The 25,473-nt window shown below is 58.0% G+C and carries 21 protein-coding genes and 1 tRNA gene; 10 read left to right on the plus strand and 12 right to left on the minus strand.

Features of this window, described 5'->3' with window-relative positions; all coding sequences use genetic code 11:
- The first annotated feature begins 89 nt into the window (after positions 1-89).
- Positions 90-734: a rhomboid family intramembrane serine protease gene (locus DW937_RS09005; protein ID WP_120120711.1), complete on the plus strand. Its 645-nt coding sequence runs from the start codon at positions 90-92 to the stop codon at positions 732-734.
- 11 nt (positions 735-745) lie between these two features.
- Positions 746-1,711 carry a hypothetical protein gene (locus DW937_RS09010; protein WP_097776798.1) on the plus strand — a complete coding sequence of 322 codons (966 nt, stop codon included), beginning with the start codon at positions 746-748 and terminating at the stop codon, positions 1,709-1,711.
- Between the two features lie 51 nt (positions 1,712-1,762).
- Here DW937_RS09010 and DW937_RS09015 read toward each other — a convergent pair whose 3' ends face one another.
- From DW937_RS09015 to DW937_RS09025, 3 genes are all read right to left on the minus strand, one after another.
- A complete protein-coding gene (locus DW937_RS09015; RefSeq protein ID WP_120120712.1) occupies positions 1,763-2,362 on the minus strand; it encodes a twin-arginine translocation signal domain-containing protein in 600 nt (199 codons plus the stop codon).
- A gap of 372 nt (positions 2,363-2,734) precedes the next feature.
- A complete protein-coding gene (locus tag DW937_RS15050) occupies positions 2,735-3,277 on the minus strand; it encodes a twin-arginine translocation signal domain-containing protein (protein WP_097776800.1) in 543 nt (180 codons plus the stop codon).
- A gap of 65 nt (positions 3,278-3,342) precedes the next feature.
- Positions 3,343-3,861, minus strand: a complete 519-nt coding sequence (locus DW937_RS09025) for a gamma carbonic anhydrase family protein (RefSeq protein ID WP_120120713.1) — start codon at positions 3,859-3,861, stop codon at positions 3,343-3,345.
- Positions 3,862-4,014: 153 nt separating this feature from the next.
- On the opposite strand from DW937_RS09025, the gene DW937_RS09030 reads away from it, so the two are divergent.
- The gene (locus DW937_RS09030; protein ID WP_120120714.1) at positions 4,015-5,298 is read left to right on the plus strand and encodes a serine hydrolase; all 1,284 of its coding nucleotides are present in this window, start codon (positions 4,015-4,017) and stop codon (positions 5,296-5,298) included.
- 119 nt (positions 5,299-5,417) lie between these two features.
- Here DW937_RS09030 and DW937_RS09035 read toward each other — a convergent pair whose 3' ends face one another.
- From DW937_RS09035 to DW937_RS09070, 8 genes are all read right to left on the minus strand, one after another.
- Complete coding sequence (locus DW937_RS09035; protein WP_120120715.1) at positions 5,418-5,771, minus strand: PqqD family protein; 354 nt, start codon at positions 5,769-5,771, stop codon at positions 5,418-5,420.
- On the minus strand, positions 5,771-7,660 hold the full coding sequence (locus DW937_RS09040; RefSeq protein WP_097774115.1) for an oligopeptide transporter, OPT family: 1,890 nt from the start codon (positions 7,658-7,660) through the stop codon (positions 5,771-5,773). Before DW937_RS09040 ends, DW937_RS09035 begins: the two co-directional genes overlap by 1 nt.
- Before the next feature lie 281 nt (positions 7,661-7,941).
- Positions 7,942-8,709 (minus strand): biotin--[acetyl-CoA-carboxylase] ligase, encoded by a 768-nt coding sequence (locus tag DW937_RS09045; protein ID WP_118529175.1) that lies wholly within the window; start codon positions 8,707-8,709, stop codon positions 7,942-7,944.
- Entirely contained in the window at positions 8,706-9,197 is a 492-nt protein-coding gene (locus DW937_RS09050) for a metallophosphoesterase (protein WP_120120716.1), read from the minus strand. The genes DW937_RS09045 and DW937_RS09050 overlap by 4 nt, the downstream gene beginning before the upstream one ends.
- Positions 9,198-9,237: 40 nt before the next feature.
- A complete protein-coding gene (gene rsmI / locus DW937_RS09055; protein WP_120120717.1) occupies positions 9,238-10,095 on the minus strand; it encodes a 16S rRNA (cytidine(1402)-2'-O)-methyltransferase in 858 nt (285 codons plus the stop codon).
- A 3-nt stretch (positions 10,096-10,098) separates the two neighbouring features.
- On the minus strand, positions 10,099-10,773 hold the full coding sequence (locus DW937_RS09060; protein ID WP_243111452.1) for a methyltransferase domain-containing protein: 675 nt from the start codon (positions 10,771-10,773) through the stop codon (positions 10,099-10,101).
- A 141-nt stretch (positions 10,774-10,914) separates the two neighbouring features.
- Positions 10,915-11,082 (minus strand): 4Fe-4S binding protein, encoded by a 168-nt coding sequence (locus tag DW937_RS09065; RefSeq protein ID WP_005937576.1) that lies wholly within the window; start codon positions 11,080-11,082, stop codon positions 10,915-10,917.
- 286 nt (positions 11,083-11,368) lie between these two features.
- Positions 11,369-12,322 carry a stage 0 sporulation family protein gene (locus tag DW937_RS09070; RefSeq protein ID WP_120020790.1) on the minus strand — a complete coding sequence of 318 codons (954 nt, stop codon included), beginning with the start codon at positions 12,320-12,322 and terminating at the stop codon, positions 11,369-11,371.
- 413 nt (positions 12,323-12,735) lie between these two features.
- Here DW937_RS09070 and DW937_RS09080 point away from each other — a divergent pair, with 413 nt between their 5' ends.
- The 6 genes from DW937_RS09080 (at position 12,736) to DW937_RS09105 (ending at position 23,742) form a co-directional block, all read left to right on the plus strand.
- Positions 12,736-16,680: an efflux RND transporter permease subunit gene (locus tag DW937_RS09080; RefSeq protein ID WP_120120720.1), complete on the plus strand. Its 3,945-nt coding sequence runs from the start codon at positions 12,736-12,738 to the stop codon at positions 16,678-16,680.
- Positions 16,681-17,139: 459 nt separating this feature from the next.
- Complete coding sequence (locus DW937_RS09085) at positions 17,140-18,213, plus strand: aldose epimerase family protein (protein WP_097776808.1); 1,074 nt, start codon at positions 17,140-17,142, stop codon at positions 18,211-18,213.
- A gap of 433 nt (positions 18,214-18,646) precedes the next feature.
- Entirely contained in the window at positions 18,647-19,672 is a 1,026-nt protein-coding gene (gene galE, locus DW937_RS09090) for a UDP-glucose 4-epimerase GalE (RefSeq protein WP_005937424.1), read from the plus strand.
- 378 nt (positions 19,673-20,050) lie between these two features.
- Entirely contained in the window at positions 20,051-22,396 is a 2,346-nt protein-coding gene (gene feoB / locus DW937_RS09095) for a ferrous iron transport protein B (RefSeq protein WP_120120721.1), read from the plus strand.
- A gap of 133 nt (positions 22,397-22,529) precedes the next feature.
- Positions 22,530-22,964, plus strand: coding sequence for a MarR family transcriptional regulator (locus DW937_RS09100; protein ID WP_120120722.1), 435 nt, complete (start codon positions 22,530-22,532; stop codon positions 22,962-22,964).
- A 1-nt stretch (position 22,965) separates the two neighbouring features.
- A complete protein-coding gene (locus tag DW937_RS09105) occupies positions 22,966-23,742 on the plus strand; it encodes a sulfite exporter TauE/SafE family protein (protein WP_120120723.1) in 777 nt (258 codons plus the stop codon).
- A gap of 74 nt (positions 23,743-23,816) precedes the next feature.
- On the opposite strand, the gene tig is transcribed toward DW937_RS09105, so the two are convergent.
- A complete protein-coding gene (tig, locus tag DW937_RS09110) occupies positions 23,817-25,112 on the minus strand; it encodes a trigger factor (RefSeq protein ID WP_120120724.1) in 1,296 nt (431 codons plus the stop codon).
- A 265-nt stretch (positions 25,113-25,377) separates the two neighbouring features.
- Between tig and DW937_RS09115 the strand changes: the two genes are divergently transcribed.
- Positions 25,378-25,454: transfer RNA gene (locus DW937_RS09115), tRNA-Arg, on the plus strand.
- Positions 25,455-25,473 lie beyond the last annotated feature (19 nt).

Here is a 25,473-nt window from a genome sequence, read left to right on the forward strand (position 1 = left end):
AATGCCCCGGCCAATCATGGTACAATAACAGCAGAAAAATGCGGCAAAACTCACCGATATCGGAATACAATGCGTTGGAGGCACCCTATATGAACAATTGGCTCAACCAGCTGGAGCGCAAATACGGCCGCTTCGGCATCCCGAACCTGACCAACATTCTGGTGGGCGGGCAGATCCTTGTGCTGGCCATCGAGCTGTTTGTCAACCAGACCATCAGTGTCTGGCTGGCACTCAGCCGCTATTTTCTGCTGCGCGGCCAGATCTGGCGCATCATCACCTTTGCGTTCATCCCCTCTTACGGCGGCAGCATCCTCAGCGCGGTGCTGGGCATCTATTTCACATGGTTCATCGGCACAGCGCTGGAACAGGAGTGGGGCGATTTCCGCTATACGGTGTATCTGCTCTCCGGGATGCTGGGCACTGTGCTGGCCTGCCTGCTCACCGGCGTGACCGGCAGCACCTACTGCCTGTCGCTTTCGCTGCTGCTGGCCTTTGCCATGCTGTACCCGGAGGTGCAGGTGCTGCTGTTCTTTGTCATCCCCATCCGGGTAAAATACTTTGGCTTTTTTGCGGCAGCACTGTGGGTGCTCAGCTTTCTGGGCGCGCCGCTGCCGCAAAAGCTGAGCCTGCTGCTCAGCATGGCGAACGTCTGGCTGTTCTTTGGCCCGATGGCCTATCGTTCCGTCCGCGCTTGGGTACGCCGTGAGCAGTGGAAGCGGAGAAACAGAAGGTAAGGAGAAACACCATGATGCTGGACCGCATGGAGGGCAATGCAGAACTGAAAAGCAGCGTGCAGCTGATGCTGGCAGCCCGCCGCCTGACCCACAGCGTGCTGCTGGTGGGTGAAGAGGGCCTTGGAGCCGGTTTTGCGGCCCGCTGCATTGCGGCAGATTATCTTTACCCTGCAGGCGGAGCGCCCGCTGAGGCCCTTCTGCGGGGCGAATGCTGCCGTGCTGTGGGTAAGCCCGGCGACCGCGACAGCGGCCATGTGGAGACCGGCATCGTGCGTGAAGCGATCAGCGTTGCCGGTATGGGCGCAGGCGGCAAATATCTGGTCAGTCAGGTCAAGGCTATGCGCAGCGAGATTTTTAACACCAGCCTTTCGGCCGAGGGCCGTGCCGTGCTGCTCTACCATGTGGAAAAGATGAACGAGGAATCCGCCAATGCCCTGCTGAAGGTGATGGAAGAGCCGCCGGAGGGGGTGCTGTTCCTGCTTACGGCGGATTCGCTGGCAAGCGTGCTGCCCACCATCCGAAGCCGCTGCGTCAGCTTTGCAGTGGCTCCTGTCTCGCCGGAGCAGTGCGCCCGCTACTGCGCCGCACAGGGGGTGGACAAAAAGACGGCCGCGCTGTACAGCGAACTGTTCGACGGTCACATTGGCACGGTGCTTGCCGCCGCACAGGACGAAGCCCGCACCGCGCAGGTGGAAAAGGCCCTGCAGCTGGCAAAGGCCGCTGCCGACCGTGACAGCTATGCCGCCGCCTGCCTGCTGGCCGCCTACGAAAAAGACAAGGCCGGTGCCGCCGCCCTGCTGACGGACTTCCGTGCGGTGGCGGCAGCGGGCCTGCGGCAAAGCCCCCACGCACCGGTGCAGGGCATTGCCGCCCAGCGTGCCCTGCGGCTGGCCGAAGCCGCCATCCAGCGCCTTGGCGCGCAGGTGAACCCCAAGATCGTGCTCAGCGTGTTTGCGGCAAAGTTCCGCGCGCTGTAAACAACAACTCCCCTGAAAAGCTTTTTACGGCATTTCAGGGGAGTTTTGCTGTCAGGAAACGGTAGAGGAAGGGTCGCCGATCAGGCCGTTAAAAGTAAAGGTGGCCGTTTGCTGATTAAATTTACCCAGCGTGATGGTTATGGCTCCTCTATAGAATTTATCGAAAGAAGAGGTAGTGACGGGGCCGATGTCGATGAAAAGAATAACGGTTCTGGACTGGCCTGCAGGAACAGTAAGAGACTGGTTGAATACATAGGCGGTTTTGCTGCTGTTCAGACCTTTGTATCCAAGACCACATACCTTACCAGTGCCGCCAGCGGCATGGTTGAAAGCAAAGTTGCTGATGTTGACAGTGACAGCACTGGTGCCGCTGCCATTATCCAGTTTGAAGCCGGTGTAGAAATAGTTGTGGCGGGTATCAGATTCATAGATGGAGCTGGAAGTCCACTGCCCGCTCAAGGGGCCGATATCTGCGGTAAAAGAGCCAAAATTAGCGAAATCGCTATTATCGATGGGAGGGGCAACCAGATTTTCGGGAGTGGAAGCATACGCTCCATCGCCGCAGCCTGCCAGCATACCGCTTGCGGCAACGGCCAGTGCGGCGGCACCAGTGGCCTTTAAAAAAGTACGGCGAGTGATCAGTTCAGACATAAAAATCTCTCCTTTGATTGCAGGAAATCATAAAATACAAAAGCTGATGCAAACAGAAACTCCCTCCGGCGCTTGCGGTACACCGGAGGGAGTTTCTGTTTGGGGTATTGCTTTGGTGTGAGGAGGAATCATGTGCGGAAAGACGGTTGCGGCCCCGCCTCCCCGCAGGATATAGTATACCCGATTTTAAGTGAAAAGTCATTACATTTCTGTGAAAAAACATCCCGCAATGAACTTTTTACAAAATTCCCCCAATGATAAAAACCAAACAGCGCGGTGTACAAAAATTCTGGTATTCCAGAATGCGGCAGACTGTCACTTTCACTATAGTAGATAAGGTGCAAAGTGTCAATCTGAATCGCAGTTTTTCCCTTATGCTTTTTCTACTTCGCCCACCACCAGCTCACCGGTCTCGGAGGAGTAGCTGCCGGTCACCTTCTGGTGGCCGCTGGTAAAGGTGAGGCTGACAGTATGAACCTGCTTGAACCAGCTGTTGTAGGCACTCTCGCTGATGCGGTAGATCAGCACAAAGGTCTTTTCTTCGTTCGGCTGCAATTCGTAGTCCTTCTGGGTCCACCAGCTGTCGCCGCTGGCGTTGTCCGCAAAGCCAAAGTAGATGGGCGATGCAGCAGAATGGTCGATCTCAGCCGGGAAGTTGTCGGCGGTCAGGGTGACGGCACGGCTGCTGACGTTTTTCAGGGTGACAACCACCTTGACCACATGGATGGTGCCGTATTCCTGCGTGCCAAGGATCGTGCGGTTTGCGCTTCCGCTTACGTATCCGATGCCGTTCACAGTGCCGGGGATGTCAATGCTGCCTGTGCCGCCGCAGGCGGTCAGGGTGCCGGTGAGCCCTGCCGCAAGCAGTGCTGCGCCGGAAAGCTTAAGGAATGCGCGTCTTGAAAGATTTTTCATGTTTTTTACCTCCTGCCCCCAAAACAAGGGCTTTTTGTACAGTATACCATGGCTAAAAACGGGGGTCAATCCATTTTGCACTGTGCTGCGTGCACTCTGCCGTGCTCCACATAGTGGGCGGCGTTGTGCAGGTTGGCCTCGATCTGTGCGGGGCTCACCTGCTTGATGACCTTTGCGGGCACGCCCACGGCCACCGAGCCGTCCGGGATGACCATGCCCTCCGGCACCAGCGCACCCGCGCCGATGATGCAGTTTTTGCCCACGACACAGTGGTTGAGCAGGGTGGCGTGCATTCCGATCAGGCTGCCGTCCCCTACCGTGCACCCGTGCACCAGCGCACTGTGGCCCACGGTGACGTTTTTGCCCAGCATTACAGCACCGCCCACATCACAGTGCAGCACGGCGTTATCCTGCACGTTGGAGTTTTCGCCAATGGTCAAAGTGCCGTCGTCGCCGCGCAGCACAGCACCGTACCACACCGTGGAACCGGCTTTCAGGATCACATCTCCCTGCACGGTGGCGTTGGGCGCAACAAAAGCAGCCCCCTCGTCGCGGGGAGATTTTCCACAAAAGGACAGAAACATTGTTAAAAACCGCCTTTCTCTCTTTCTCTTTTGGCTGGTTTATGGTATTCTTTAAAGTAGTATAGCAAGCCAGAGCCTTTCCGGCAAGTAGGAGCTGTTTCAAAACAAAAATTTTTGCCGTGCGTCGGCAAGCAGATACAAGGGGGCACGCTCATGTTCAAAAACACCATCTTCCGCCGCATGACGGCGCTGGTGCTCACGCTGGCACTGGCCGCTGCTGCTGCACTGCCGGGCCTTGCGGTATATCCCATGCCCATCCAGACCGCCAGCGAGACCGAGGCGGTGTACCTGTTCAACGCCGACACCGGCAAGACCATCCTGAACCAGAATGCTGACCAGCAGCAGTATGTTGCCAGCCTGACCAAGCTCATGACGGCCCTGCTGCTGCTGGAAAGCGGCAAGGACCTGAACGGTGAAGTGACCGTGCCCACCGCGCTGACCCAGGAGTTCCGGGATATCCAGAACGCCAACGGCACCACTATGGGCCTGCGCATCGGCGAGACGGTGCGCCGCATCGACCTGCTGAACGCCATGCTCATCGTCAGCGCCAACGACGCCGCCAGCGTCATTGCCTACGATGTGGGCGGCAGCGTGCTGGATTTCGTCAAGCAGATGAACGCCCGTGCCCAGGAGCTGGGCTGCACCGGCACGAACTTTACCTGTGCCCACGGCCTGTTTGACTACGGCAACGTGTCCACCGCGCAGGATCTGGCAAAGATCGCCGCCGCCTGTGCGGCAAACCAGACCTTTGCACAGGTGGCGGGCACCGCCAGCTATGTCCTGCCGGCTACCAACTTGCGCAAGGCCGAGTACACCATCAGCAGCTCCAACAGCCTGATGAACAGCGAGAGCGCTAACTACCGGGAGTATGTCCGGTGGGTCAAGGGCGGCTTTACCACGCTGGCAGGCCGCTGCATCGTGGCCTTTGCGGAAAAAGACGGCCACACCTACGGGCTGGTGATCCTTGGCTGCGATACGCTGGACCACCTCTTTGCCGAGTGCGATGATCTGTTCGACTGGGCCTTTGAGAGCTTTGCGGACCGTCCGCTGGTGGATACCCAGACCGAGCTCACCACCGTGGCGCTGACCAAGTGCCGCACCGAACCGGCGGTGGCGCTGTATGCCGCTGCGCCGGTCAGCGGCTACGGCCACGCAGACGATATCGTTACCTACTCCTTCGACCTGCCGGAAAGTGTTTCCGCTACCGTCAAAAGCGGCAGTGTGATCGGCTCGGCCACTGTTTATCTGGACGGCTACGAGGTGGGCACGGTAGACCTTGTGACCCACAAGGAGTATGTCTCCGATTTCCGCACCGACATAAAGGCGACAGTGCTTCTGCTGTGCGCGCTGGTGCTCATCCTGTTTGCAATGATGGTGCTCACGCTTGCGGCCGGCGGCGGTTCACTGAACCTTAAAAGGAGAAAGCGCCGCAGATAAAATGCCGTGGTCGCAGATGCGGCGATTACAGAATACCACGGCAAACTGCAAAAAACAATAAAGAACAGCAAAAAGCGGCACTCGGAGCCTTGCACAAAGGCCCGATGTGCCGCTTTTGCTTACTTGTTCAGAAACTGGATGAAGTGGTAAGATTCCACGATCTGGAAATACTTGATGATGCGCGGGTACAGCGGTTCGGCTTTTTCGCCAAACTGCTGCTTCATGCATTCAGCAAGGTCTGCAACGGTCTTCTGGCCGTCGATCAGCGGCCAGAGATAGCTGCCGGTCTCGTCCAGATGCACCTGTGTGGTGCGCGGTTTATGAAACACTTTTTGCGCGATCGTGTTGAACACACCGGTGTTCTCCACCTCAAGGGTGATAAGGCCGGTGGCTTCGTCTGTGTGCCAGCGCAGGGTTTCCGCCCGCTGCGGAATGAGGTCCAGATAGTTGATGGACTGCTTTTTCTTACTCATCAGTTCTTCTTTTTCTTCATGGAGAAGGCCAGCAGGCATGCGATCATCACGATCATCAGGACCACGCCGCCAATGTTGCCCAGATCAATGCTCAGGGCAGTGCTGATGCCGAACACGGCAAACACAGCCAGCAGGATGCCCACAAGGCCCTCGCCTGCGATCATACCGGCACAGAACAGGGTGCCGCGGGTGGTCTGCTCTTCCTTGAGCTTCGCGTCAACATTCTTGCGGCTGTCCATGAACCAGCGCACAACACCGCCGATCATGATGGAGGTGTTCAGGTAGATGGGCAGGTACAGGCCGATGGCGAACGGCATCACGGGGATGCGCAGGACCTCCAGAGCAATGGCAAGGAACACACCGGTGAACACCAGGTTCCAGGGCAGGTTGCCGCCCATGATGCCCTCGACGATCATCTTCATCAGGGTAGCCTGCGGTGCGGGGACCTCGGCACCGCCGTAGCCCCATGCGCTGTCCAGCAGGTACAGCACACCACCGATGGCCAGACCGGCGGCAATAACGCCGATCAGCTCACCGATCTGCTGCTTGACCGGGGTCGCACCCAGCAGGTAGCCGGTCTTCAGGTCCTGAGAGGTATCCGCAGCAATGGCAGCGCAGATGCAGATGACAGAGGCGATGGCCATGGAGCCGATCATGCCCTCGATGCCAACGTTGCCGGTGGCCTTCAGGATCATGGTAGCGATCAGCAGGGTGGCAATGGTCATGCCGGAGACCGGGTTGTTGGAACTGCCGATCATGCCGACCATACGTGCAGAGACGGTGGAGAAGAAGAAGCCGAAGATGACGATCAGCAGAGCACCCAGCGGGCTGACGGGGATGGCCGGAGCCAGCCAGATGATGAGGATGATGAGCAGGATGCCGCCCAGAATAAAGGGCATGGGCAGGTCCTTCTCGGTACGGGAGGTGCCGGAAGCACTGCCGCCCTTCATGCTCTTCATGGCATCACGGAAGGTGGATGCGATCAGAGGCAGGCTCTTGATCAGCGAGATGATACCGCCGGTAGCAATGGCACCTGCGCCGATATACTTGACGTAGTTGGACCAGATAGCGTCTGCACCGCCTGCTGCATACAGATCAGCAATGGTGGTGCCGGCTGCTGCCGGGTACAGGGAGATGTTTGCGCCGAACAGGCAGATCAGCGGGATAATGACCATCCAGCCCACCAGAGAACCGGTGAACATGTAGGAAGCGGTCTTGGGACCGACGATGTAGCCCACGCCCAGCAGAGCGGGGTACACTTCCATGCCCAGAGCACCCTTGAAGGAGCTGAAGGCCACGGCAATGTCGGCGGGGATCATCTTCAGGCCATCGACGATGAACTTGAAGATGGCTGCCAGACCCATGCCGGAGAACACGGTGGAGGCGTTTGCACCGCCCTCTTCACCGGCCAGCAGAACGTCTGCACAGGCGGTGCCTTCCGGGTACAGCAGGGTGGCGTGCTCCTTGACGATCAGGGCGTTGCGCAGGGGCACCATGAACAGAACGCCCAGAATGCCGCCGCACAGGGCGATCAGGGTGATCTCCAGGATGCTGGGCTTGTCGCACAGGCCCTCTTTTGCCCACAGGAACAGTGCGGGCATGGTGAAGATGGCACCGGCGGCCAGGCTCTCGCCTGCGGAACCGATGGTCTGCACCATGTTGCTCTCCAGAATGGAGTTCTTCTTGAGCAGGACGCGGATCACGCCCATAGAAATGACTGCTGCCGGGATGGAGGCAGAAACAGTCATGCCGACGCGCAGGCCCAGATAGGCATTTGCAGCGCCGAAGACCACAGACAGGATGATGCCCATGATCACAGAGGTCGCCGTCATTTCTGCGGTGATCTTTTCCGCAGGAATATACGGCTTGAAGGATTCTTGATCTTTCATGCTTGCACTCCTTGCGACAGCACAAGCGCCTTGCTTTTTGGGCAGGGCGCTTGTGCTGTCCGTTTTCCGATTTCCTAAACACGCGCATCCCATCCAAAAGGACGCGCTGGCACGTACTCTATTATACTAAAGTATGACTGAATTGGCAACTGGAAATGTACACAAGAAATTTACAAAAAATTCGTTTATTCAAGCATTTTGCGGGAAATTCGGGCAAAAGCGTGCAAAAAACTCCATGCAGACTTAAAACTGTCCGCATGGAGCATACAACTTTATAAAACTCAGACGGCACCGTAGATGCCGTGCACCGATACTTCGCCGGTAAAAACGTGCACTTCGCCGCTGTCGGTGCGCACCACCAGACGGCCCTCTTCGTCCACATCGACGGCTTCGCCTGCACCCTGCCCGCCGTCCGGCAGGTCGAAGGTGACCCGGCGGCCCAGATTGACGCAGGCGGCCTTGTATTCCTCCCGGAAGGGTGCAAAGCCATCGCGGGCAAACACATACATGTTGCGGTCAAAGCCAAAGTCGGTCAGGCCCTCGGCCAGCCATGCGGGGTCGGTGGAAAGATCCACCTTTGCGCCCTGCAGCGCCAGCGAGGTGCCGTTGGGCAGACCGGCGGCATCAAAGTAGCTCTGCGGCTGGGCCAGATTGATGCCGATGCCGCACAAAATGCCCCTGCCCTGCTGCTGGTAGCCGTAGCTCACGCTCTCGCACAGGATGCCAACGACCTTTTTGCCATTGAGCAGAAGGTCGTTGGGCCACTTGATCTGGCAGTCCACGCCGTAGCGCAGCTTGAGCTGGGTGCGCACGGCAAGGCTTGCCAGCAGCGGCAGGGTGGCAGGCTGGGCCAGCGGTTCCCGGATGGCTGCTGTATAATACAGGGCCTTGCCCTCGGCGTTCACCCAGCTGCGGCCCAGACGGCCCCGGCCTGCGGTCTGGTTCTCGGTATACACCGCACCCACCGGGCCGAATTCTTCAAAATGTTCCTTCGCGTAAGCGTTGGTGCTGCCGCATTCCGGCAGATAGCGCACCTCATTGATGCTCATTGTCTGGGTACCTCTTTGTGTTCGTATGTGGTCACTTTGCCTTCGTCCAGCGTCAGGATGCCGTAGGTGTCCGGCCCGGTGTAACACCGGCCGCAGGAGCCGGGGTTGAACAGGAACACCCCGCTGCGGGCCTCTGCATGGGGGATGTGGGTGTGGCCGAACAGGGCCACCTCGGCTCCCCGGGCAGATGCGGCATCTGCCAGCGTATCCAGATCGTATTTCACACCGTACATATGACCGTGAGTGTAAAAGATCACCACGCCGTCAAAGGCGGCAAGGCCGTCGGTGGGTTCCAGTGCGCCGTAATCGCAGTTGCCCGCCACCGAGTAGGCCCGCAGCTTGGGGTACTGCGTCAGAGCCAGTTCCAGATCCCGCAGGCCGTCGCCCAGAAAAATCAGGGCATCGATGCTTTTGCTCTCTTTCATCAGCACGCGCTCAATGGCGGCACGTCCGCCGTGGCTGTCGCTCAAAACCAGAAGTTTTGTCACAAAAGGGGTCCTCCTCTATTACCATTTACCTGAGATGCTGTCATTCACCAGCCTGCTGGCCCTGTTGCAATACCAGCAGCTGCTTGTACACTTCGCTTTTAGAATAAGGTGTACCCTGTGCCGCCGCCTTGGCTGCGGCGGTGGGGCCAAAGCCCTGCCCGGTCAGCTCCAGCGCCCGATGCGCTGCCTGCTCCAGCGTCAGCTCCCGCTCCGGGTCGGCGGTCTCCGGCGCACCGGCCATCACCAGCACATACTCGCCGCGCGGCTCGTTGGTCTTGTAGTGCTCCACCGCCTCGCCGAGGGTAGTCTTCCAGATATCCTCGTGCAGCTTTGTCAGCTCCCGGCACAGGGTGATGCTGCGGTCTGCGCCAAAGGCATTGGCCAGATCGTCCAGCGTGGTGCGCAGCTTGTGGGGCGCTTCGTAAAAGATGGTGGTGCGCTTTTCCTGCAAAAGCTCAGCCAGCCGCTCTTTTTTCTGCTTGCGGTTCACGGGCAGAAAGCCCTCAAACACCCAGCGGGAGGTGTCCTGCCCGGACACGGCCAGCGCGGTGACGCAGGCAGAGGCCGCCGGCACCGGCACCACTTTGATGCCCCGGGCCAGTGCGTCCCGCACGATCACCTCGCCCGGGTCGGAGACGCAGGGCATGCCGGCATCACTGCACAGGGCACAGCTCTCGCCTGCCTCAATGCGGCGCAGGATGCCCTCACCCTTCTGCAGGGCGTGCTCATAGTAGCTGACCATGGGCTTTTTCAGGCCCAGAAAGTTCAGCAGCTTCATGGTCACACGGGTGTCCTCGGCGGCAATAAAGTCTGCCGCGCCAAAGGTGGCCGCTACGCGCGGCGGCATATCGTCCAGATTGCCGATGGGCGTTGCCACGATATAAAGAGTTCCTGCCATAGTTTACCTCCCATATAACGCCGCACCGGCGCTGATCAACACATCCGGCTCCACCCGCAGGCCGGTCTTGCGGTTCTTCTGCGCTTCCACAAGGAAGAGCCATGGTGCGCCGTCCGCCTTGTTCTTTACAAAGGCAAGACGTTTCGGCTCCAGCCGGGAAGCCCGCAGCGCCGCCAGCACCTCCGCCAGTCGTTCCGGCCGGTGGCACAGCGCAAAGCGCCCGCCGTCCTTCAAAAGGCGGAACGCACACTGGCACACATCGTCCAGTGTGCAGGTGTTCTCGTGCCGGGCAAGGGCGTGGGCTGCGTTTTGGCTTTGGGGCCCATCCGTGAAATAGGGCGGATTGCACGCACACACGTCAAAACTGCCCTCGCCCTGCCGGAAAGCGCGCAGGTCGGCACAGACAGGCTCAATGTGCCCGATGTCCTGCTCCTGCACCGCAGCGGAAAGCAGGGCGCTGCCCTCGGGCTGCAGCTCCAGCCCTATGCAGGGGCCGCGGTGGCCCCGGTCGTGCCATTCCAGCGCCACGATGCCGCAGCCGGAGCACAGGTCTGCGGCCTTCTGGGCACGCTTTGGCTCACAGAAACGGGCCAGCAGCAGCGCGTCGGAGGCGAAACGATGCTCCGGCGAGCAATAAACCATAGTTCTATTATACAAGACTTCGGTAGAATGTTCCATAGATAAGTGTGCCGTACCCTCTCAAAAAAATGCGTGGAATTGCTCGGGGAATTTGTGCGAATTACTGCAAAACAAAAAAGCAGCAGACCTGCTTTGGACAGGCCTGCTGCTTTTGATGCGTTTTTTGTGCAGCTGCTAAAATTATTCAGCAGTGATAGCACCGGTGGGGCAAGCACCCTCGCAAGCGCCGCAGTCGATGCAAGCGTCTGCGTTCACAGAAGCAACACCATCAACGGTGATAGCGCCAACCGGGCAAGCGCCCTCGCAAGCGCCGCAGCCAACACATGCGTCAGAAACCTTGTGTGCCATAATAAACTCTCCTTTTTATCTCCGTGCCCGAAGTATTGTATGAAGAGTCATGTATGGCACGGCTGTGCATGTCTCTCTGGAAATCATATCCTTGCCTGCATTTTAACAAAGCAGGTGAGAAAAGGCAAGACTAACCGTGACCCGAAAAACACAAAAGTCTGTTTTTTGTTGGGTTGCACAAAAGCACAGGCTAACTTATGGCCAAATTTGCAGGAGTTTTTTAGCAAAAATCACGAAGAACAGTTAGTTTTAGCAGACTAACCCCTCAGAGCCGCCGGCGCGGCCCTCACTCCTTTTCGGCAGCGCGCTTCCGGGCGCAGCCACCGCCCGCGCAGCGCTTTTCGCCATCGTCGGAGGAAGCCACCACCGGGGCCGGGTTGCGCACGCCGGAGTAATCGTCGTCCGGGTCCGGGCGGCGGGGCGCACGCTTGCCGCCGCTGATATATTCGCACACGCCCACCTTATAGTAACGGGGCGAAAGGCTCTCGGTGCCGCAGCGCACCCGCAGGTAGCCGGAGACCGGGTTCACCTCCAGCACGGTGCCAAGACCGTCCGGCGTGCGCACGGTGCTGCCCACCATGGGCATGATGCTGTTCAGGTACTCGTAGGCGCTCTCCTCATAGGCAAGGCAGCACATCAGGCGGCCGCAGGCACCGCTGATCTTGGTGGGGTTCAGCGAAAGGCCCTGCTCCTTGGCCATCTTGATGGAGACGGGCTGGAAGTCCTTTAAAAAGCGGCTGCAGCAGAAGGGCTGGCCGCAGATGCCAAGGCCGCCGATCATCTTGCTCTCGTCGCGCACGCCGATCTGGCGCAGCTCGATGCGGGTGTGGAAGATACCGGCCAGATCCTTGACCAGCTCGCGGAAGTCCACGCGGCCATCGGCGGTAAAGTAGAACATGATCTTGGAGCGGTCCAGGGTATACTCGGCCTCCACAAGCTTCATTTCCAGGCCGTGGCGGGCAATGCACTCCTGACAGGTGCGGTAGGCGCGCTTTTCGTCCTCACGATTCTGGCGCATCCGGCGGATATCCACGCTGTCGGCCATGCGGGTAATGGGCTTGAGGGCCTTGGGCACTGCCGCATCGGCGATCTCCCTCACGCCCTGCACCACCTCGCCGCACTCAATGCCGCGGGCGGTCTCCACGATCACGTATTCGCCGGTTTTGATGTCGGCCCCGGCGGGATCAAAATAATAGCTTTTGCCGTTCTCTTTGAAACGGACGGAAATGACTTTTTTCATAGTGTTCCTCGTTTTTATCGGTCGAATCTATAGGATAAGGCCCGAAAAAGAGCCTGCTGATCCATTCTGTACTCTAGTATAACATATTCAAATGCACATTTCCACGCAAAAAACAAAAAGCGGCTCTGGCGCTTCAGCAGAAAAATTTTAAAAAGGTGCAACAATCTGCCCTGCTGCCGCGTATCCATAAAGGAAGACTGACCGAATTTGGTCGCACCCGCAGCCGAAAAATGGAAAAATGGAACGGCAAATGTTAAAATCTTGCGAAAGTATCTAAAGAATCGCAAAAGAATCCCACCCCGCTCTTGCAAGGCGGGGGCTTGCGTGTATAATAAAAATGTTGAAGTGTAGCCTTTCCCGCAGGGAAAGCAGCTGTCCTGCTTTGCGGCAAGGCAGAGAAACGGTAGGAGAAAATGGAAAAATTCAGTGTCAAAAAGCCGTTTACGGTGCTGGTTGCAGTGGTCATGATCCTGATTCTGGGCTTTGTGGCGGTCACAAAGATGGATACGAACTTGCTGCCCAACGTGAACACACCGTATCTGATGGTGGTCACCGTGTATCCCGGCGCAAGCCCGGAGCGCGTGGAGAGCGAGGTCTCGGATGTGCTGCAGAACTCGCTCACAGTGCCGGGCGTGTCCAAGATCACCGCAACATCGGCAGAAAACTACAGCCTGCTGCTGATGGAGTTTGCCGAGGATACGGATATGAACAGCGCGCTGGTCAAGGTGTCCAACAAGCTGGATCAGGCCAAAAGCGACCTGCCCAGCACCTGTCTGACCCCCTCCATCATTGAGTACAGCCTGAACATGAATGCTTTCATGACGGTGGCTGTCAGCCGCGAAGGTGCCGACCAGTACGAGCTTTCTGAGTTTATCCAGAACACCCTTGTGCCGGAAGTGCAGCGCAAGGGCGGTGTGTCCAGCGTTTCGTCCAGCGGTCTGGTGGAAAAGCTGGTGCAGGTGCAGCTCAATCAGGATAAGATCGACGGGATCAACGCAAAGCTGCTGGAACTGATCGATACCCAGCTGGCTGCAGCCCGCTCCCAGCTGGAAAGCGCCGAGGCGCAGATCACCGCCGGACGCAAGGAATACGAAAAGCAGCTGAAAAACTTTGGCAATACGGTGTCCAACTCGGTCATGAGCCAGATGAGCACCGAGGTGGGTGCCGCAGTGGAAACGGTGCGCGCGCAGGCGCAGGCTCTTCTGGAGAGCGTGAACAGCCTGATCGCTGTGGTCAAGGAGCCTGAGATCCAGCAGGCCCTGATCGAGGTGCGCGACGGTCTGCAGAAGGTCATGGACAAGTTCAACGAGACCGGTATGCGAGATATCGACTCTCTGATCGATATTGTGGCTGAGCTGCGCACCATTACCGATAAGCTCACTACCGCCCTGCAGAAGCTGCAGGAGCGCGTGAACACCGAGACCGGCTCCGAAGGCAGCACCGCAGAGGATCTTGCCAATGAGATGCAGCTGCAGGAAAGCCTGAATGTGGTCTATAACACGCTGGAAAGCACCATCAAGGCCATGGACAATGTGCCCCAGCTGATGACCGAATTCTCCGGCGCACTGGGCAGCTTCTCCCAGCAGCAGCTCAACGCCTATATGCAGTTCACCGAAGCGCGTGAAATGCTGAACGAGTACGAAAAGCAGCTGGAGGCTGCCAAGGCAGAGTACGAGACGGCCAAGACCAACGCTCTGGCACAGGCCGATGTGACAAAGCAGCTGGACATTGAAACGCTGGCGCAGCTCATCTATGCCCAGAACTTCTCCATGCCGGCCGGTTACGTGCAGGATAAGGACGGCGAGTCCTGGCTGCTGAAAGTCGGCGAAGAGTACGACAGTGTGAAGGATATCAGCGGTGCCTTGCTGCTGCATGTGGAGGGCTACGGCGACGTGCGCCTTTCTGATGTGGCGGATGTGGAGGTCATTGATAACTCCGCCGACAGCTACACCCGCCTGAACGGCGAAAAGGCATCCATCCTCAAAATCTATAAGAATGCGACTTCCAGCGCAGGCGAGGTCTCCGACAACTGCCTGACCGCATTTAAAGAGCTGGAAAAACAATACGACGGCCTGCACATGGTGGTGCTGTCCAATCAGGGCAACTACATCACCATCGTCATCAACAGCATCCTCACCAGCATGGTGGTGGGCGCTGCACTGGCCATCATCGTGCTGGCCATCTTCCTGAAGGATATCAAGCCCACCCTCGTGGTCGGCATCAGCATCCCGCTTTCCGTTCTGTTCGCGGTGGTGCTCATGTACTTTACCGGGCTGGACCTGAACGTGATGACCCTGGCCGGCCTTTCCCTCGGCATTGGTATGCTGGTGGATAACTCGGTGGTCGTCATTGAGAACGTCTACCGTCTGCGCAGCCGCGGCGTGCCTGCGGCCCGCGCTGCCGTGCAGGGCACAAAACAGGTGGGCATGTCGGTGGTGGCCTCCACCCTTACCTCGGTGTGCGTGTTCCTGCCGGTGGTGTTCTCGGCCAGCATTGTGCGCAGCCTGATGATGCCCATGTCCCTGTGCATCGGTTACTGCCTGATGGCCTCCCTCATCGTGGCGCTCACGGTGGTCCCGGCGGCATCCTCTACTGTGCTGAAAAAAGCTGAACCCAAGCGCCTTGCCTGGTTTGAAAAGGTGCAGGAAAAGTATGCCCATAGTTTGGAATGGTGCCTGCAGCACCGTGCCCTGCCCCTGATCGCGGCGGTGGTGCTGCTGGTGTTCAGCGGCTGGCAGGTGCTGAACATGGGCGTGGAGCTGCTGCCCAGCATCACCAGCAACGAGGCGCAGATCACCCTGTCCACCGCTGACGGCCTGACCAAGGAGGAATCCTATGCCATTGCGGGTCAGGTGGCACAGGCGGCCCTGAATGTGGAAAATGTGGAAGAGGTGGGCATCACCCTCGACACCAGCATGGCCGGTCTGGATATCAGCCAGCTGGGCCTGCCCACTGCCATCACTGATATCCTGAACTCCGCCAATGCCTACGGCAGATACAAGATCAACGTCATGATGAGCGAGAGCCTTTCCTCCCGTGAGGTGGAAAAGACCCGGCAGGCCATGGAGGATGCAGTGTCCCAGATCGAGAACTGCACCGCTGAGGTCAAGCTGTACGGCATGACCGATGATCTGACCAGCCAGCTGGCCACCGGCCTGTCGGTCAAGGTCTACGGCAAGGATCCGGAAACGCTGACCACCGTTTCCGAGAAGGTAATGGAGATCGTCAACGATACCGAGGGCTTTGCCAATGCGGACAACGGCCTTGGCAGCGGCGATGCCACCATCATCCTGAAGGTGGACCGCGACAAGGTGCGCGCCTACGGCCTGACCGTTGCGCAGGTGTACCAGCAGATCGCGGCAAAGCTCACCACCACCGCCACGGCCCAGACCCCCGTCACGGTGAACGGCACCACCATGGAGGTGAAGATCACCAATAATCTGGACCCCGTCACCAAGGAAAACATGATGGAGCTTACCTTTGAGACCACCGAAATGTCGGCAGACGGCACAGTGACCAATGGTACCTGCACCCTGAACGATATCGCCAGCTGGACCACCGGCACCGCACCGGATGCCATTACCAGCGAGAACCAGACCGAGTATGTCACTGTGACGGCGGATACGCTGGATGGCTACAACACCATGGTGCAGTCCCGCGTGCTGCAGAAGAAGCTGGACGAGTACGCAGCCAGCGGCGAAATGCCGGAGAGCTGCAGCGTCACGCTGGGCGGCGAGACCGAGAGCACCGACTACATGGTGAACGAAATGGTGCAGTGGATGGCTCTGGCCCTGCCCTTTGTATATCTGGTCATGGTGGCACAGTTCCAGAGCCTGCTGTCCCCCTTCATCGTGCTGTTCACGGTGCCGCTGGCCTTTACCGGCGGCCTGCTGGGCCTGCTGATCACCGGCCAGCAGCTCACCATGATCTCCCTGATGGGATTCATCGTGCTGATGGGCACGGTTGTCAACAACGGCATCGTGTTCGTGGACTATGCAAACCAGCTGCGCATTGGCGGCATGGAGCGCCGCGCTGCGCTGGTGGCTACCGGCAAGACCCGTATGCGCCCCATCCTCATGACCACCCTGACCACCGTGCTGGCCATGCTGCAGCTGGTGTTCAGCGGCGATATGGCAAGCCAGCTGATGAGCGGTATGGCCATCGTCATCATCTGCGGCCTGAGCTACGCCACCCTGATGACCCTGTATATCGTTCCGGTGCTGTACGATATCCTGTTCAAGAAGCCGCCGCTCAACGTGGATGTTGGCAGCGACGATGATCTGGACGACATCCCGGACGATGCAGCCGAGTTCATTGCGGCGCAGAAGTCTGCGGGCACGGCACAGCCGGAAGCCTGACGACAGCATGACGATTTAGAATGCGCGCCGCTTTGCTTTGCGTATCATCAGCGGAAGAATTATTTATAATAGAGCAATGCCGGGCGGTCTGCGGACCGCCCGGCATTGCGTTTTCACGGGAAAGGCCATAACGGCAAACGGCATGTGCTGACGCTGGCTCCCTGCGGGAGCATTCGCGTCAGCATGAAAACATGCTGTTGCCCTTACGTTTCGTCGCGCAGCGACTCAAAATCGGCGTAACACAAAAAATCATTTAGCGGAGCGGCTTGGATTTTTTTGTGTTACATGCCTCGCCACCTGAATAATTTCAACAAAAAATAGCTGGAAAAATTGGATGCAAATTCTAAAATCGGTTCCCCACAAAGGTATAAAACTGTGATATAATCATAAATAAGATAGAATACAGTGGAAGTCTGCCTGACTGTATGTCCGAGTAAAATCTGAGGAGGCGAATGCCCAATGGCACAGATCCGCTCCAAGCCCTTCGGTGTGACCAAACAGGGCGCAAATGTTACAGAGTACATCCTTTCCAATCCCGGAGGCCTGACGGTGAGCGTTCTGGACTACGGATGCATCATTAAAAACATCATCGTTCCGGCCAAGAACGGCCCGGTGGATGTCGTGCTGGGCCACGACACCATGGCAGATTATGAGGATGACTTCACGTCCTCCAGCAGCACCTGCTGCGGCGCGTTCGTAGGCCGCTATGCCAACCGCATCGAGAATGCCACCTTCAGCGTGGGCGGCAAGACCTACCAGCTGGAAGCCAACAACGGCCCCAACCATCTGCACGGCTGCTTTTCGCGCAAACTGTACCGGGTGAAGGCCTTTGGCGACACCCTGCTCATGGAGGCCGAGAGCCCGGACGGTGAGGACGGTTTCCCCGGAAACCTGAAGCTGGCGGTGCGCTATACCCTCACCGAGGACAATGCCTTCCGCATGGATTACCGCGTCTCTTCGGATGCGGATACCATCGTGAACCTCACGAACCACAGCTACTTCAACCTGAACGGTGAGGGCGATGTTCTGGGCCAGAAGCTGCGCATCTATGCCTCCAACTATCTGGAAGGCAACAATCAGACCTGCCCCACCGGTGCCATTCTGCCGGTGGCAAACACCCCCATGGATTTTACCGAGGGAAAGCTCATTGGCCGGGATATCGATACCGGCTTTGCCCAGACCACCATGGTGGGCGGTGGCTACGACCACTGCTTTGTGATCGACCGCGCCCGCGGCTCCAGCCAGAGCATCTGCGCATGGGTCACCAGTGAAAAGACTGGCATCAGCATGAAACTGTACACCACCCAGCCGGGCATCCAGTTGTACACCGGCAACTTTTTGCAGGACTGCCCCACCCCCGGCAAGGGCGGCGTGCCCATGCAGAAGTACGGCGGCTTTGCGCTGGAGACCCAGCACTACCCCTGCAGCCCTTCCCACCCGGAGTTCCCCACCACGGTGCTGCGGGCAGGCAAGGTGTTCCGCGCCACCACCACCCTGCGCTTCTTCACCGGCAAGCAGTGCGGAAAATTGTAAAAAATGATGTACCACACAAAAACGTCTGCTCCGGCAGGCGTTTTTTGCGTAAATGGAATTGCTTATAGCGGGCTCGCCCTCTCAGGCGCTGACGCGCCAGCTCTCCCAAAGGGAGAGCCCTTGGCAAAACCGGGAACTTTGCGTGGACTGCCAAAGGCTCCCACTTTGGGGGAGCTGGCATCGCTACGCGATGCCTGAGAGGGCGAGGATGCTGACACCATTTCTATGTTTTGCACAAACCGTGCCTTTTATCCATGACAAAATGCCAAAAAACGCTTTTAAATCAAAACCTCAAAAACAAAGATGCAACAAAAATTCATCTAAATAGAAGACGCATCCCTTGATTCTGAGCCATAAAAGCGGTATTCTTTAGGCAAGGCCGGGGAATGCCGGCATCAACTGTAATGTAAATGAGCGAGAGAGGTACTAGGCTATGGCAATTTTGGTTTCCGGCGGCGCCGGTTATATCGGCAGCCACACCTGCATCGAACTGCTGAACGCTGGCTACGACGTTGTTGTGGCAGATAACTATTATAATGCATCTCCGGTGGTGCTGGACCGTATCAAGCAGATCACCGGCAAGGACTTCCGCTTTTACAAGGCGGATATGACCAAGCACGAGGATGTGGAGCACATCTTCTCTGAGTGCCCGGACATTACTGCTGTGATCCAGTTCGCAGCCTACAAGGCAGTGGGCGAGAGTGTTTCCAAGCCCATTGAATACTATTACAACAACCTCAACTGCACGCTGGTCATTCTGGACGTGATGCGCCATCACAACTGCCACAACTTCGTGTTCAGCTCTTCCGCAACCGTCTATGGCGACCCCGCCAGCGTGCCCATCACCGAGGACTTCCCCACCGGTGCCACCACCAACCCCTACGGCACGACTAAGGTGTTCACCGAGCGCATCCTGCAGGATGTGTGCAAGGCAGACCCCAGCCTGAACGTGGCCCTGCTGCGCTACTTCAACCCCATTGGTGCGCACAAGTCCGGCCTCATCGGCGAGGACCCCAACGGCATCCCCAATAACCTCATGCCCTATATCGCCAAGGTGGCCGTGGGCAAGCTGGAAAAGGTGCATGTCTTTGGCAACGACTATCCCACCCCGGACGGCACCGGCGTGCGCGACTACATCCACGTGGTGGATCTGGCCCGCGGCCATGTGTGCGCCATCAAGAAGCTGGAAACGAACTGCGGCCTGTTCATCTGCAATCTGGGCACTGGCAAGGGCTACAGCGTGCTGGATGTGATCCACGCTTTCTCCAAGGCATGCGGTAAGGAGATCCCCTATGTGATCGACCCGCGCCGCCCCGGCGACATTGCCGAGTGCTATGCAGACCCCACCAAGGCAAAGAACGAGCTTGGCTGGGTGGCGGAATACGGCATCGAGGAAATGTGTGCCGACAGCTGGAACTGGCAGAAGAACAACCCCGATGGCTACCACACTGTGAAGTAAACGCATAAGCTTTCAAAGCCGTGCATTCTCTGAAAAAGAGGGGGCACGGCTTTTTTGTTGCCGCAAACTCCCTCAGCCAAAACCTGACGGTTTTGCCAGATTCCCCTTTTTGTCATCTGCGGTGACATCTTCCCCCGGCCGGGGGAAGTCGTCCTCGGAGAGGGAGCCTCTGGCGTGCCTGCAAGCTTTGCGTTTTAGCTGCAAACTTTCCCGCTATGCCAAAGGCCCCATCCCAGAGGGGGCTGTCTGCGCAGCAGACTGGGGGAGTTAAACCTTCACCATTTTATCTATTGACAACCGCGCAAAGTTAGCCTATATTACTATTGTTAACACAAACTAACACACTTTGACAGTGGATAAAATGAGAAGGTCGATCTTATGACATTAAAAGAATTGCAGATCGGAAAAAGCGCTGTTGTGGATACCGTCGGCGGCAGCGGCGCACTGCGCCAGCATTTTCTGGATATGGGCCTGATCCCGGGGGCGGAGGTCACGCTGGTCAAGCTGGCACCCATGGGCGACCCCATGGAGCTGCGCATCCATGGTTACGAGCTGACCCTCCGGCTGGATGATGCCGCGCAGATCGGCATCACCCCCACCGAAAAGGCCCCGGCAATGTCGGCGGCTCCGGCAGATGATAAAATGGTGGATCACCCCGGCCTTGGCGAGGGCGGAAAATACCACATCAAAAAGGGGGAGAATCCCCTGCCCGAGGACAGGACCCTCACCTTTGCGCTGGCTGGCAACCAGAACTGCGGTAAGACCACCCTGTTCAACCAGCTCACCGGTTCCAACCAGCATGTGGGCAATTTCCCAGGCGTGACGGTGGACCGCAAGAGCGGTGCTATCAAGGGCCACCCGGAGACTGAGGTCACCGACCTGCCGGGCATCTACTCCATGTCCCCTTATTCCAGCGAGGAGATCGTCACCCGCCAATTCATCATCGGCGAAAAGCCCACCGGCATCATCAACATCGTGGATGCCACCAACATCGAGCGCAACCTCTACCTGACCATGCAGCTCATGGAGCTGGACATCCCCATGGTGCTGGCGCTGAACATGATGGACGAGGTGCGCGGCAACGGCGGCACGGTGCGCATCAACAAGATGGAAGCCATGCTGGGCATCCCGGTCATTCCCATCTCCGCCGCCAAGAATGAGGGCGTGGATGAGCTGGTAGACCACGCCCTTCATGTGGCAAAGTATCAGGAGCGGCCCGGCCGCATGGATTTCTGCAGTGAGGACGACCACGGCGGCGCGGTGCACCGCTGCATCCACGGAATCATCCACCTGATCGAGGATCACGCCAGGGCGGCGGGCATTCCGGTGCGGTTTGCCGCCACCAAGCTGGTGGAGGGCGACCGGCGCATCGAGGAAGCCCTGAAGCTGGATCAGAACGAAAAAGAGATGATCGAACATATCATCGTGCAGATGGAGCGGGAGCGCGGGCTGGACCGCGCCGCCGCCATTGCGGATATGCGGTTCTCCTTCATTCAGGAGCTTGTGGCAAAGACAGTGGTCAAGCCCCACGAAAGCAAAGAGCAGCTGCGCTCCAACCGCATCGACAGATTCCTCACCGGCAAATACACCGCCATCCCGGCCTTTATCGCCATTATGGGTCTGGTGTTCTTCCTCACCTTCAACGTCATCGGCCTGTTCTTTCAGAACCTGATGGAAACGGGCATCGATGCCCTGACCGGCATCGTGGACACGGCGCTTACAAACTGGAACGTTAACGCGGCGGTGCACTCCCTGCTCATCGACGGCATTTTTACCGGTGTGGGCAGCGTGCTGAGCTTTTTGCCCATCATCGTGGTGCTGTTCTTCTTCCTCTCCATGCTGGAGGATACCGGTTACATGGCCCGCGTGGCCTTTGTGATGGATAAGCTGCTGCGCCGCATCGGCCTTTCGGGCCGCAGCATCGTGCCCATGCTCATCGGCTTTGGCTGCACGGTGCCCGGAGTCATGGCAAGCCGCACCCTGCCCTCGGAGCGCGACCGCAAAATGACCATCCTGCTCACCCCGTTCATGAGCTGCTCGGCAAAGCTGCCCATCTACAGCCTGTTTGCGGCGGCGTTCTTCCCGCAGTATGCGGGCCTTGTGATGGTGCTGCTGTACTTTACCGGCATCGTGGTGGGCGTGCTGGCGGCACTGCTGCTCAAGAGCACGGTGTTCAAGGGCGAGGCAGTGCCCTTTGTCATGGAGCTGCCCAACTACCGCCTGCCCGGCCTGAAAAATGTGGCGCAGCTGCTGTGGGAAAAGGCCCGGGACTTTTTGCAGAAAGCCTTCACGGTGATCTTTGCGGCCACCATCGTCATCTGGTTTTTGCAGAACTTTGACCTGCAGCTGCGGCTGACCGCCGACCCGCAGGCCAGCATCCTTGCCCGCATCGCGGGCGACATCGCCCCGCTGTTCGGGCCTTTGGGCTTTGCGGACTGGCGCATCTCCACCGCCCTCATCACCGGCTTTATGGCAAAGGAGAGCGTGGTGTCCTCGCTGCTCATCCTCTTTGGCTCCGAAGCGGCGCTGTCGGTGGCCCTCACCCCGGCGCAGGCGGCTCCCCTGCTGGTGTTCTGCCTGCTGTACACCCCCTGCATCGCGGCAGTGGCATCGGTCAAGCGGGAGCTGGGCAACAAGTGGGCGGTCATCATGGTGGTGAACCAGTGCGCCGTGGCATGGCTGTGCGCTTTGCTGGTGCGTCTGGCGGCTGTGGCGCTGTTCTGAAAGATTCGTTTGGTTTTGAGGTCCTGAAAAGCCTGCGGGCTTTTCAGGACCTCTTTTTCTCTTGACAACTCCCCTCATCTGCACTATAATACTTCAAAAATGAATCATTCAAAGATGAAAGGACAGACCTGCTGTGAACCCGAACGTAGAATTTGCGATCAAGACCTCGCAGGCGTACAATGCCGTCTGCAAGCCGCTGTGTCAGGAACTGAAGCTGCCGCAGACGGCATTTGACATTTTGATGTTTCTTGCCAACAACCCGGATTACAAAACCGCCCGCGATATCGTGGAGGTGCGCCATATCAAGGCAAATCTCGTCTCCATGTATGTGGATAAGCTTGTGAAGGAAGGGTATCTGGAACGGTACGCTGTGGCCGGCGACCGCCGCAAAACGAAGCTTCTCTGCACCGGCAAGGCAGACCCGATCATCCGCAAGGGGCGTGTGGTGCAGAATGCCTTTTTCAAGCGCCTGCTGGATCATGTGGAGCCGGCCGATCAGGAGGTCTTTTTCCGGACCATGGAGCTGATCGGGAAAAATCTGGACGAAATTATAAAGGAGAACGCATAAAATGAACGTGTTGTTTACGGTTCTTGTCACCTTTTTTGCCGGCATGGGGGCCGGCCTTGGCACCGGCTTTGCCGGTATGAGTGCGGCTGCAGTTATCAGCCCCATGCTCATTACCTTCCTGCACATGGACCCCTATATGGCGGTGGGCATTGCCCTTTCTTCGGATGTGCTGGCCAGCGCCGTTTCGGCCTATACCTACCACAAAAACAAGAACCTGGATATCAAAAACGGCCTGATCATGATGGCCAGCGTACTGGTGTTCACGGTGGTGGGCAGCTGGGTGGCCAGCAGAGTGCCCTCGGCCACCATGGGCGGCTTCTCGGTGTTCATGACCTTCCTGCTGGGCATCAAGTTCATTGTGCGCCCGGTCATGACGACCAAGGAAGCTATGCAGGGTGTCAGCGCCAAAAAGCGTGCCATCCAGTCCATCGTGTGCGGTGTGCTCATCGGTTTCATCTGCGGCTTCATCGGCGCAGGCGGCGGCATGATGATGCTGCTCATCCTCACCAGTGTGCTGGGCTACGAGCTGAAGACCGCCGTGGGCACCAGCGTGTTCATTATGACCTTCACCGCCCTGACCGGTGCTGTCTCCCACTTCATGATCGGCGGTGCGCCCAATTGGTTCGTCTGGGCGCTGTGCGTGGCGTTCACCCTGTTGTGGGCGCGCATTGCCGCTGTGTTTGCCAATAAGGCAGACCCCAAGACCCTGAACCGTGCCACCGGTGTTGTGCTGGTGGTGCTGGGCGTGGTCATTATGGGCTTCAACCTTCTGAGCTGATATCCCCTGCCCTTCAAATGAAAAAGGAAAGCCCGCGCAGCCGGAAACTGCACGGGCTTTCTCTGTATCAGAACTTACTTTTCTTCAATGGTGGAGTGCTCGATCACCCAGTCGGCAGCCTTGCGGATGCCTTCGTTGCGGCGCATGGCGGGAATATCGGATTTTTCCTTGATCTCTTCCAGCGTCTTTTTGGCGCGCTCTGCACGAGCGGCCAGAGCCTTATCGATATCTTCCTCGGTGGGCACCAGATTTTCCTGCTGTGCGATCTGCAGCAGAGCCATGTGCACACGGGCGGTCTTCTCGGCAGAAGAGCGCACTTTGGCAGTAAAGCTCTCGCGGGTCTCGTGGATCTGGCTCAGGTAGCGATCCAGGCTCAGGCGCTGCATCTGCAGCTGCTGCTGGATCTGCTCCATCTGCTGCTGGTAGGTGGTCTCCACCAGCACACTGGGCAATTCGCCCTCAGAAGCATCGGCCAACTGGGTCAGGATCTGATCCTTGGCATGGTTCAGTGCACCGGCGTGCTTGCCGTCGTGCAGCTGCTGCTTGACCTGTGCACGCAGCTCGTCCATGGTGTCCAGATTGGCAACCTTCTTGGCAAAGTCGCTGTTCAGAGCAGGGATCTGGCGCACACATACGTCGATCAGCTTGATCTTGAACACGACGGGTTTGCCGGCCAGATCCTTTGCGTGGTAGCGGTTCGGGAAGGTGACGAAGATCTCGAATTCCTCGCCTGCCTTGTGGCCCAGAATGCCCTCTTCAAAGCCGGGGATCATGCGGCCGCTGCCCAGCTGGACGGCCTGGTTCTTTGCGGTGCCGCCCTGGAAGGGCTTGCCCTCCAGCAGACCTTCGTAATCGATATGTACGATGTTGCCCTTTACGGCCGGACCCTTGTGCGGCACCAGCTCAGCGGCAGCAGCGCGGCGGCGCTCCAGCACATTGTCGATCTCCTTGTCGGTCACTTCCGGGGTGACGCACTCGGCGGTAAAGCCGGTGGTCTTGGTCAGGTTCAGCTCAGGCTGCAGGGCAACAGTGGCAGTGGCCACAAAGCCCTCGTCCTTTTTCACGCTCACAAGATCGTACACAGGATTGTCAACAGCCACAAAGCCGTGCTCTGCCATGGCGGCATCATACAGCGCGGGCACGTCCTTGTCCATCAGATCGTTGATGGCATCGTACCAGAAGGTGTGCTCGCCGCGGTCAGCCTCGATCTGTGCGCGGTCCGCTTCGCCCTTCTTGAAGCCGCGGATCGTATAGGAGGCGCGGGTGCGTTCGTAAACGGCGTTGGATGCAGCTTCCAGCTCTTCGGGGCTGGCGCTGAAGGTCATTTTGCAGACACTCTTTTCGGGAGTTTCCACGCTTACCAGTTTCATAGGATCTACCCTCCGTGGTGCCTCGCTGCAGAGAAAACCAGGCGGCGCAGCCTCCACGCGGTGCTGCCCGTAAAGCTCCTGTACCCCTGCACGGACACAGATTAAAAACATATAGTAAAGCTATTATAGCACAAGAACGACAAAAACGATACAAGAAAAATCATAAAAAATGCTGCTTTTTGAAAAAGACAAAAATATTTGCAAAAAACGGTTGACAAAACCCAGTCTGAGTGATAAAATACATCATGTTCCGAACGGAACGTATGCGTTGGTAGCTCAGCTGGATAGAGTGACTGACTACGAATCAGTAGGCCGGGGGTTCGAGTCCCTTCCATCGCACCAGAAAATGCCGTGAAATCGA

This window comes from Faecalibacterium sp. AM43-5AT, from assembly GCF_003603345.1.
Taxonomy (GTDB): Bacteria; Bacillota; Clostridia; order Oscillospirales; family Ruminococcaceae; genus Faecalibacterium; species Faecalibacterium taiwanense.

Excerpts from the sequence above, each read along its gene's own strand:
- feoB (WP_120120721.1), top strand. The coding sequence starts at position 20,051 with ATGACATTAAAAGAATTGCAGATCGGAAAAAGCGCTGTTGTGGATACC.
- DW937_RS09025 (WP_120120713.1), bottom strand. The coding sequence starts at position 3,861 with ATGTTTCTGTCCTTTTGTGGAAAATCTCCCCGCGACGAGGGGGCTGCT.
- DW937_RS09105 (WP_120120723.1), top strand. The coding sequence starts at position 22,966 with ATGAACGTGTTGTTTACGGTTCTTGTCACCTTTTTTGCCGGCATGGGG.
- DW937_RS09005 (WP_120120711.1), top strand. The coding sequence starts at position 90 with ATGAACAATTGGCTCAACCAGCTGGAGCGCAAATACGGCCGCTTCGGC.
- DW937_RS09035 (WP_120120715.1), bottom strand. The coding sequence starts at position 5,771 with ATGAGTAAGAAAAAGCAGTCCATCAACTATCTGGACCTCATTCCGCAG.
- DW937_RS09045 (WP_118529175.1), bottom strand. The coding sequence starts at position 8,709 with ATGAGCATCAATGAGGTGCGCTATCTGCCGGAATGCGGCAGCACCAAC.
- DW937_RS09015 (WP_120120712.1), bottom strand. The coding sequence starts at position 2,362 with ATGTCTGAACTGATCACTCGCCGTACTTTTTTAAAGGCCACTGGTGCC.
- DW937_RS09040 (WP_097774115.1), bottom strand. The coding sequence starts at position 7,660 with ATGAAAGATCAAGAATCCTTCAAGCCGTATATTCCTGCGGAAAAGATC.
- DW937_RS09010 (WP_097776798.1), top strand. The coding sequence starts at position 746 with ATGATGCTGGACCGCATGGAGGGCAATGCAGAACTGAAAAGCAGCGTG.
- DW937_RS09060 (WP_243111452.1), bottom strand. The coding sequence starts at position 10,773 with ATGGAACATTCTACCGAAGTCTTGTATAATAGAACTATGGTTTATTGC.
- tig (WP_120120724.1), bottom strand. The coding sequence starts at position 25,112 with ATGAAACTGGTAAGCGTGGAAACTCCCGAAAAGAGTGTCTGCAAAATG.
- galE (WP_005937424.1), top strand. The coding sequence starts at position 18,647 with ATGGCAATTTTGGTTTCCGGCGGCGCCGGTTATATCGGCAGCCACACC.
- DW937_RS09080 (WP_120120720.1), top strand. The coding sequence starts at position 12,736 with ATGGAAAAATTCAGTGTCAAAAAGCCGTTTACGGTGCTGGTTGCAGTG.
- DW937_RS09085 (WP_097776808.1), top strand. The coding sequence starts at position 17,140 with ATGGCACAGATCCGCTCCAAGCCCTTCGGTGTGACCAAACAGGGCGCA.
- DW937_RS09070 (WP_120020790.1), bottom strand. The coding sequence starts at position 12,322 with ATGAAAAAAGTCATTTCCGTCCGTTTCAAAGAGAACGGCAAAAGCTAT.
- DW937_RS09030 (WP_120120714.1), top strand. The coding sequence starts at position 4,015 with ATGTTCAAAAACACCATCTTCCGCCGCATGACGGCGCTGGTGCTCACG.
- DW937_RS09065 (WP_005937576.1), bottom strand. The coding sequence starts at position 11,082 with ATGGCACACAAGGTTTCTGACGCATGTGTTGGCTGCGGCGCTTGCGAG.
- DW937_RS15050 (WP_097776800.1), bottom strand. The coding sequence starts at position 3,277 with ATGAAAAATCTTTCAAGACGCGCATTCCTTAAGCTTTCCGGCGCAGCA.
- rsmI (WP_120120717.1), bottom strand. The coding sequence starts at position 10,095 with ATGGCAGGAACTCTTTATATCGTGGCAACGCCCATCGGCAATCTGGAC.